This window comes from Acinetobacter sp. YH12112 (assembly GCF_013418945.1).
GTDB classification, from domain to species: domain Bacteria; phylum Pseudomonadota; class Gammaproteobacteria; order Pseudomonadales; family Moraxellaceae; genus Acinetobacter; species Acinetobacter indicus.
The window spans coordinates 1-8,267 of record NZ_VPBA01000063.1; the positions used below are offsets into that span (position 1 = coordinate 1).

General features: G+C 35.7%; 7 protein-coding genes. 3 read left to right on the top strand and 4 right to left on the bottom strand.

Annotated elements, in window-relative coordinates; translation table 11 throughout:
* The first annotated feature begins 249 nt into the window (after positions 1-249).
* The gene (locus tag FTU50_RS14615) at positions 250-768 is read left to right on the top strand and encodes a plasmid replication DNA-binding protein (RefSeq protein ID WP_168382247.1); all 519 of its coding nucleotides are present in this window, start codon (positions 250-252) and stop codon (positions 766-768) included.
* A 215-nt stretch (positions 769-983) separates the two neighbouring features.
* Positions 984-1,613, top strand: coding sequence for a hypothetical protein (locus FTU50_RS14620; RefSeq protein WP_078194520.1), 630 nt, complete (start codon positions 984-986; stop codon positions 1,611-1,613).
* A 500-nt stretch (positions 1,614-2,113) separates the two neighbouring features.
* Here the strand turns inward: FTU50_RS14620 and FTU50_RS14625 are convergent, their stop codons facing one another.
* Positions 2,114-3,292, bottom strand: coding sequence for a DNA adenine methylase (locus FTU50_RS14625; RefSeq protein ID WP_179993443.1), 1,179 nt, complete (start codon positions 3,290-3,292; stop codon positions 2,114-2,116).
* 92 nt (positions 3,293-3,384) lie between these two features.
* Between FTU50_RS14625 and FTU50_RS14630 the strand changes: the two genes are divergently transcribed.
* Positions 3,385-3,627 carry a helix-turn-helix transcriptional regulator gene (locus FTU50_RS14630; protein ID WP_168398578.1) on the top strand — a complete coding sequence of 81 codons (243 nt, stop codon included), beginning with the start codon at positions 3,385-3,387 and terminating at the stop codon, positions 3,625-3,627.
* On the opposite strand, the gene FTU50_RS14635 is transcribed toward FTU50_RS14630, so the two are convergent.
* The 3 genes from FTU50_RS14635 to FTU50_RS14640 form a co-directional block, all read right to left on the bottom strand.
* Positions 3,624-4,280: a BglII/BstYI family type II restriction endonuclease gene (locus FTU50_RS14635; RefSeq protein WP_168398579.1), complete on the bottom strand. Its 657-nt coding sequence runs from the start codon at positions 4,278-4,280 to the stop codon at positions 3,624-3,626. The two genes, FTU50_RS14630 and FTU50_RS14635, sit on opposite strands and share 4 nt — an antisense overlap.
* A gap of 111 nt (positions 4,281-4,391) precedes the next feature.
* On the bottom strand, positions 4,392-4,586 hold the full coding sequence (locus tag FTU50_RS15735; protein WP_373685477.1) for a hypothetical protein: 195 nt from the start codon (positions 4,584-4,586) through the stop codon (positions 4,392-4,394).
* Between the two features lie 120 nt (positions 4,587-4,706).
* The gene (locus FTU50_RS14640) at positions 4,707-5,744 is read right to left on the bottom strand and encodes a hypothetical protein (protein ID WP_179993444.1); all 1,038 of its coding nucleotides are present in this window, start codon (positions 5,742-5,744) and stop codon (positions 4,707-4,709) included.
* Between the last annotated feature and the right edge of the window lie 2,523 nt (positions 5,745-8,267).

The window sequence follows — 8,267 nt, forward strand, 5'->3', positions numbered from 1 at the left end:
AAAAAAAAAAAGTTTCACTCTTTTGAAAAAAAAAATTGTTAACTGAATGAAAAAAAATCAAATCTATTCCCTTGTTTTTCCGCATTTTTTAAACACGTCCTAAAATATTGGACACGTTGTGTGATCCCCACATATAAATATTCGGCAAAATTACATGATATATATATGTAAAACTATACTCTCAATATCTGTAAATTTTACAGTCTATTAGACACAAACTTTAGACAACAATAGGCATGGCTTTACAACATGAAAAGTCTCACAGTTCTTGAATTATCCAAGCTTTACGGCATTAATAGGCAGACTATTTACAATCACGTAAAGAAAGGAATTTTAAGCAGAAATTCAGATAATAAGATTGATTTATCCGAAGCTATTCGTGTATTTGGGGAACCATCCAAAAAACAGGATGTAAAAGAGCCTGTAAAAGTTGACAGTCCAAATTCGGCAGAAGTTTTACTACTTAGACAGCAGATAGACCTTCTAAAAAATCAGCTAGATGATGCAAAAAATAGAGAAAGCTTCTATCAAAATCAAATTGAAACTATGCAACGCCTATTGGAAGCTCCAAAAACCAATACAACACAATCTGATGATCCTGGATCAACACAGGCAGAATCCACGGTAGAAGAAAAAGAGGACGTCATAGCTATGCCTCCTAAGGAATCAGAGGTTATCGAGAATAAGCGTATTCCAGTCCCTGAACATATTGAGCCAGAACCAGAAAAAAGGGGCTTCTGGAGCCGTTTTTTCAAGCCCTATGGATGATAGGACTATTTAATCAGACTAATCAAAACCGTGGAACAATGATCAATAATTGATCGTGAAACATAAAAAATCACTAAAACAGCCTGAGCGTGACTGCTTAGGCTGTTTTTACATCCATAAGACATTGTTTTAAAATGGTTTTTACAAAACGTTTCGTATAACGTGTATTATGTTAATTTTAGAAAATCTTAAGATAATTATTAATGAGTGGCTTAATGAATAAAGAAATTTCTGTATTACTGCATGACGTTCCTACTCATGCAGATTACGCATGTGATGCAACAGATTTAGATCCAGAAGATATTCCTGAAGATCGTATAGAACAAGTCATAAATTTATTAAATTCTTCTGATGAAAATATTGTATTTGAGGCAGCAAAACTTCTGACTAATTGGGGACAATCCTCTGGTTTTGATGCATTAGTAAATTTATTAAATGAAAATAAATTAGTTGGTTATATAGATCATCGTTTACATGGTTATGATGATACACTTCAGCATGTACTTAGAGCTTTTGTTCGTTATTGGGCATTCCAAGCTGATCTAGGATTTGGTGAACAGGCTAGAATAAAAATATTTCATCCTATACAAAAGATTATAGAAATATCTAATACAGAACCATTTGATATTAGTCGCTTATTTTGGTTAATTGATGATGAAAAATACGATGAATATATTCCTTTAATTAAAAACCATTTAATCCAAATAATAGATCATCCTGAATTACAATTTTGGAAAATCCATGATGCTATTGAACTGATGCTGAAATTAGAGCCTGAGTTTGTTCATAATTTATTAGAAGAAAAAGGCAAAACATTGGAAGACTTTAAAATTAACACTTTATAAAGTTATACATTTAACATAATGGTGGTTATACGCAATACACTTGTATATTAATATAAATTTCAAGCACTTAATAAAAAAAGAAAAATCCAAAAATGAGCAAAAAGTCGATTTTGAAACAAGTCGGCTTTTTTATGAGCAGGTTTGATATGTTTTGCCAATAAAATCGATCAAAAAACATTCATATTTCGCTTTTTCCCTGATAACTCAATGCTTGCACTTCGGAAATTATCCGCAATTTCTGCGGATAAGCCTTGGGGTAAGTTTTGAGCAATCTTGTAAGCCAAGGCTGACATGAATTAGGGAGCATTGCGTCTATGTCAGTATGGGGATTTTTCATATGATGGGGACATAGAGAACAGGATGTTCCAACACATAAAACAATAATGATAAGTACGACACCAGGACGTGAGGTACGACAGGAGTTATACCTAAACACCCAATATGAAAAAGCCCGACAGGATGTCGGGCTTTTTTATTGACTAAGTTTTTAAGATTTAAACTTATTTAATAAGTAATAAACACTCTTTAACATCTCTATACCGAGTACCTTGTCGACCTAATGTCATATGCTGATGATCCGTAGTTAATATCTCTATTTTTGAGCTATCCCATACAGAAGACGCAAGCTCCATCATGGTTTCTAGGCTGATCATTCCTGTATTACTATAACTAAGTGCTAATTGAGAATTAGTCAGTTCAACCCCCTTAAACATATCTAAAAAGGCATCCTCAACCTTAGTTTTGATACAGAAAGGCGATTGGTGTCTGTCTTCTCTATAGCGTCCTTTGACGATCACATTGTTCTTTTTCTGAATCTCAGGATAGTCATATAAAACTAAGGTTTCTAAAGCATGATAGAAACGACTGTAATGTACAAAGCAATACGGAGGATCAGCATATACTGTCCCACCTTCAAACGTCTCTAATGCTTCTTTAAAATCACCCGATAAGAAAGCTGAACTGACGTTGGATTCAGTATTTAAGCCATAAGTACATAATTCATTAAATTTCTTCTGGAAAAATTTGAAAACTTCTTTTTTTCTATAAATACAAATGTCATTAAAAGAGGAGTTCGTTTTTGCATCTCTGTACTGAGCATAATGGCCTGTACCTTGACTGCAATAAGCCATGGCATACATTAAAGAAGACAAAAAAATTGGATAGATCGGCTTATTTTTATATTCATCTGCAATTTGTCTTAAAGCATCAATCCATAAACATTGTTCATAGGACCACCATGTACCAGAATAGTCCTTTGCAAATAAATGATAATCATACAAGAACTCTTTATTGATTAAATCTTTTTGGCTTTCTTCTAAAGAATTGAAATCATCAATATTAGTTAAGTTAATGTAATCAACAAGATATTCTTTTTGACCATTAGCTTCTACGAGACTTAAAGTCTTCTGGTAAATATGATCAATATCTGGAATATCGCTATCTCGTAAACTAACTAAATAAGTCTGTGAAAGAACCTTTGAATATTCCTGGATGTCATTAGAAACAAAATTAACTTGTTTCCCAATCGCCCCTGCCAGTGAAGCACTCCCAGCAAATAGATCTAATACGGCTCTATCCTTTTGATGAACAAAATTAATCCCATCAACAATAAAATCAATAATCTTGGTTTTAGAACCCATATATTTGATTAAACTAGGAAATGGTTGTGGGGTTAACATAGGAATCCTTAATAAAAAAACAAAATCCCAAATTAGGATTTTGTTTTTTGATTCTATGCAATAAAGTCTTGAGAGTCAAACAGAGAAAATAGATGGATAAAAATTTAATGAAATCTTTGTGCATCCAAGCATTAAAGCAAATGAGACTTGATGCTCAGATCACTCAATCTCAATTAGCTAAAATGCTAGGAAAACCACAAAGCTTTGTTTCTAAATATGAAAATGGTGATAGATCTCTAGAAATTACTGAAGTCTATTTGATCTGCAAAGAATTAAATAAATCACTATGCGATTTTGAGGAAGTTTTAGAAAATCTCATTCAAGAGTCTGTTTAACTAAACTCATCATAAAGACTTGCTTTAATACCAATTGCTATAACAGGACAGCCACCAGAACCTTGACCAAATAGCTTGCTTCTTAATTTACCCATATGGGTTGTAGAGGAACCATAAGACGCACCTTTCCCTAAACTTTTGAACAGCTCCTGTAACTCCGAAGCTCTGGTAATCACCACGCCTACAGATACAGCACCTAAATCAAATAACAGTCGGAAGTTATTTAAATCCCTATCAAAAAATGGGTCTTTATTATTCCACTCTACTTCAATAGCAACTTTATTTTTAAAACAGTCAATTTTATGAGTAGGGACTTCCGTCACAGTACTATTTTTCAAAGTTGGTGTAACAGTATTCTTTCCGTTGTCAGTAGCTAATTTGATTAGCTCATATTCATCCAAATGAATAGCTGTTTTAAATTCAGTTTCCCCCCAACCTCTTGCATATAAAAAACTATCTAGCTGGTCTGCAACAGTAGATTTTCGTCCACCCGGAGCAATAACTTCACTTCTTCTTAAAACGAAAGCTGAAAGTAAATCTACTAGATCATCCCACTCATTAGGAAAGACATGTCTCAGCACAGAAATACCATTACGGTATTCCTCAATTTCATAGTTATCTCGGATATATTGCGGGAAAAGTAGAACAGACATAGTTTGAATAAATATGAGCTTATAATAAATGTTTCGTATTAAAGCATAATTTACTTTTTAACATAAAAATCTCTTATTCAAAATTCGCTCGAATGTAAGTACAAGCCTGACTCAATCCTGGCTTACTTTACGTTTTTTAATTTTAAAAGTTCCACGACTCGCTACTCGTTGAGCAAGTTCAGGATTACGCCCAGATAAGTGTTTAATCACAATTGGGGGACCATTGAGTTCCTTAAGTAGTACAGTATCGTTTTCAACATACATAACTGGTCCACTTTGAGCTGTGGAAATAAAGCTTTCATATATTTTGCTGCGTGTTTGGCCTCGGCTCTCAAATCATCAATTTCTTGCCGTGTCAGGTAATAATCATCAGGATGCTTAGACATATCATCGCCTTTAGTAGCTTTAGAAACAGACCCAAAAGCCTTAATCAATATCCTTATAGTAGCTATCTTGATAAATATAGCCATCAGAACTCTTAGACTGCAAAAACTTCTTGCCTTGATCGCTTTCTTTCCACATTAAAAGCAATTTTCTTGACTCTAGGTTAGCTTGATCTCGAATATCCCGAAAATAGGTATGTATCTCAGTATTATTCTTAATTTTGGGGGTTGAAGCCCGGACATAGCTCAGATTCAGTTTTCGTCCACCCGCACTTAAAAAGCTACGGTTCATTTTGGACTGGAAATAAGCTGTAAACATGCCATAGAGTTTACCGATCTGGACACGTACACCACGATAGCCAATATATCCTTCAAGGCTGAGAAGATACTTTTCAAAATGCTCTTTCACATCAGTATTTGATTTCTTGTTTTGGTAGCTATTTACAAGATTAACCCCCCTTTGACGTACGGCCTCAAAGGTATCTTGCTTTAACCGCCAAGTGAAATTGGTCGCATGTTTTGTATTTTCGCTCAATCCTATTTCCTGCAACTCCTTAATGCTTTTGGCGCGTTTGGTGAGCTGTAAAAACTGATAGTCTCCTATATTTAAAGTTAGCTTTTGAAAGGTCTCGCATCCTTTAATTTGTTTGGCAAGTTGCGCATTTAGATAATCAAGATGGTCATATTTATTTTGAATTATTGCACCATCAGGTAACCGCAACAGCAAATCATTCACTCGACAAAGCAAGAGCAACATCGGAGATTGAAGTTCATATAGCTTATTCTCACTTTTTGATTTATCACGCAAATAACGATAAACATCAGCATCTGTAAGATTCTGTTTACGAACACACAGGCCATTAGCAACGATGCAACTAAACGTACTTTGTCCGGATAAAAATTTTCGATATTGCTGCTGTGGCGTATTCAGCAAGTCATAGCGATCGTTCCATTTTTCGAGGATTGCTTCGGCTTTACTAAAACTCGATGGTCTAACCAAAATTCCAAGATCGTACCCTTTAGAGAAGCAAGCCAATATCGTATGAGTGATTTCTTTTGTTCCCGTCGTGTAATAAATCATTTTTCATTTTAAGTCTAAAATTTTAATGATTAATATATCCTTATTTGTAGATTCTTAAAGGTATTTCAAAGATTTTTTTAATAGTGATCTTTTAAGATCACTTTTTTAAGGATAATAGCCAGAACTGGCTATTCTATAATAAGCAGTTCCTTGGATTCGACTTGACATGGTCTCTGCTACGCATAAGATGGTTCTTGTAGATATTGTTTTTCAGTTGGACTGCCAATCCGTACATTCAATTTTCCTTAAATTGTTTGTTCATGGATTGCCAACCATGAACAAACAACATTACCCCTTTTCGCAACCTGCCAAGTTGTGAAAAGTTTTATCGGTGAAGCTGCATACGTCCGAAAGGTAGTTGGTGCGGCTACGATAGGGGCTGGCGGGTGTGAATCCCGCTTTCTACCTGTTACAAAGTTATGTTCACATGTTTATGTGATGCACGTAGGGCGACACGGAAACGGGCATTGACGGGTTATCAGCGTTTACAACATACGACTGATAACTTAGTAAATTAACCCTGTTTTATTTGTTACGGTGAGCCATCTCAGGGATTGAGTGAATGGCGTTAATAACCGCTTGGCAGATGCTTCGTAAGGGCATAGTCAAGGCGCACAGGTGGGCTTTTGAGATGATCGTGAGGTCATAGGGGAATGAGGTGTTAAACTGGATTTCTCGGCACGTCACGGTGAATTGCCGAATTCGTAGAGATACGTTGCAATTTGCTTTGGCGGTCAATGGATAGCTCAAGCCTGTAAGGTCGGCTCTGTCAACATACAACTACAGAACAGTTGATGGCAGTCGATATGCGTAGAGTAAGTGCTTTACCTTATTAACTTAACTAGAAAATATAAGCTAGGAATGACTTGGAACTGCGGTCTGGCGAAGTATGGAGTTGATTTTAGTTAAGTTAGAGATAAGCGTACTACTCGATTTCAATGTTAATCATTGGGATCAAAGACAAGTAGAACTAACGTGGGCGCACTTCACACCGTTTGAGTTGTAGATATTTAATTTCTGGTTGATAAGTTCACAGAAAAGCGATTCTAGGCAAACAACAAGGTGGTGATCGGTGACGGTCTTTAGAAGTGTTAGAGAATCAGACAAGTACAAAACCTTTGCTACATCGAGGTTGCAGACAGTTCGAGCGAATAAAAACGTAAGCGCTGTTAATTGGGAAAGTCTATACCGATGAGTTGGTAACGTTTAAGGTGATTGGAGACAGATTTTTTTCGGTAATATTCGATGGCATCAACATGCTTTGGCTAGCATGATTTACCGAAAAAGCTGTCTTAAAACGATTCTACAAATCATGAAAATGAATTGCCCTGGCAGGTAATGATATTTTCAAACTGTTGATGCAGTATAAATACGTAGAAACTAGCGGTTTAAGAACCCAGACCCCTTTAAGGGGCTGGGTTTGTCTTTAAATAATTAAAATATCTCTATTTCTCTCTTATTTTCGATTTAAGCACTCTATTTTTTATAACGTAGTAAACCTCAAAAAAAGAGTTAGCAAGGCTATAACCCCTCATTTTTCGCATTTAAACCAACACTTTTAATAAAATCAAAGATAAGTAAGAAAATTATATAAGATGTTATAAATGCTCTCACTCTCTCAAGATCACCACACCCCTCGCTTTGCTCGGGCTGATGGTGAACGTTGAGAGAGTTTCGGCAATACTCACCCTAAGAGCTTGCAAAAAAATTGCTTGCTCTCGAAGTATTGCCTGTACACCTTTCGGGCTGACGGAGCCACGCATCGGTCGTATCTGCAAAGGGTAATTGTGCTTTCCCTTATAGGCTGAGATTACGATTCACACACCGCATCGACACGTTCCCAAACCAACTGAACCCAACTATCTCCGCAAGGGTTTCCCCAATTTACGATTTAAGCCAAGTATTCAGCTACTCATCACGTTGTTGCTTTGTCGATTTCCCCTAGTAGCAACTCTTGCTTTATCCATATAAAACAATCGCTGTGGTGCGCTAGCGTCGCTTAATCCTTCCACCCACACCACATGCCAACCGTCAAAAACGGACACGCAGAAGCAGGCAAAGCTCGAAATACAAAAAGTATTGCTTATTTAATGGACACAAAACGATTCAATAACGAAGTAAATCAGGTTTAGACTTGAAATTACTGCCCATAACTGTAAAAATAGTTGGACAGGTACAAGCCTTTGGTGAAATCCGCACGAGTTGGTAGCTCTGCTGATCTTCGTTATCTGATGCGTCAACATCAAATAACTGCGTACCGCTGAATATAAGAAAAACTCGTCAATACTGCAAGGTATTGGCGAGTTTTTTTTACTCATTTCAATGCCTTAAGTTTCACTCTTTTAATTTTTTTTATAAAAAATCGTCTACATCTTATTGATTATTTTCCTTTTTCAAAAAAAAAAAAGTTTCACTCTTTTGAAAAAAAAAATTGTTAACTGAATGAAAAAAAATCAAATCTATTCCCTTGTTTTTCCGCATTTTTTAAACACGTCCTAAAATATTGGACACGTTGTGTGATCC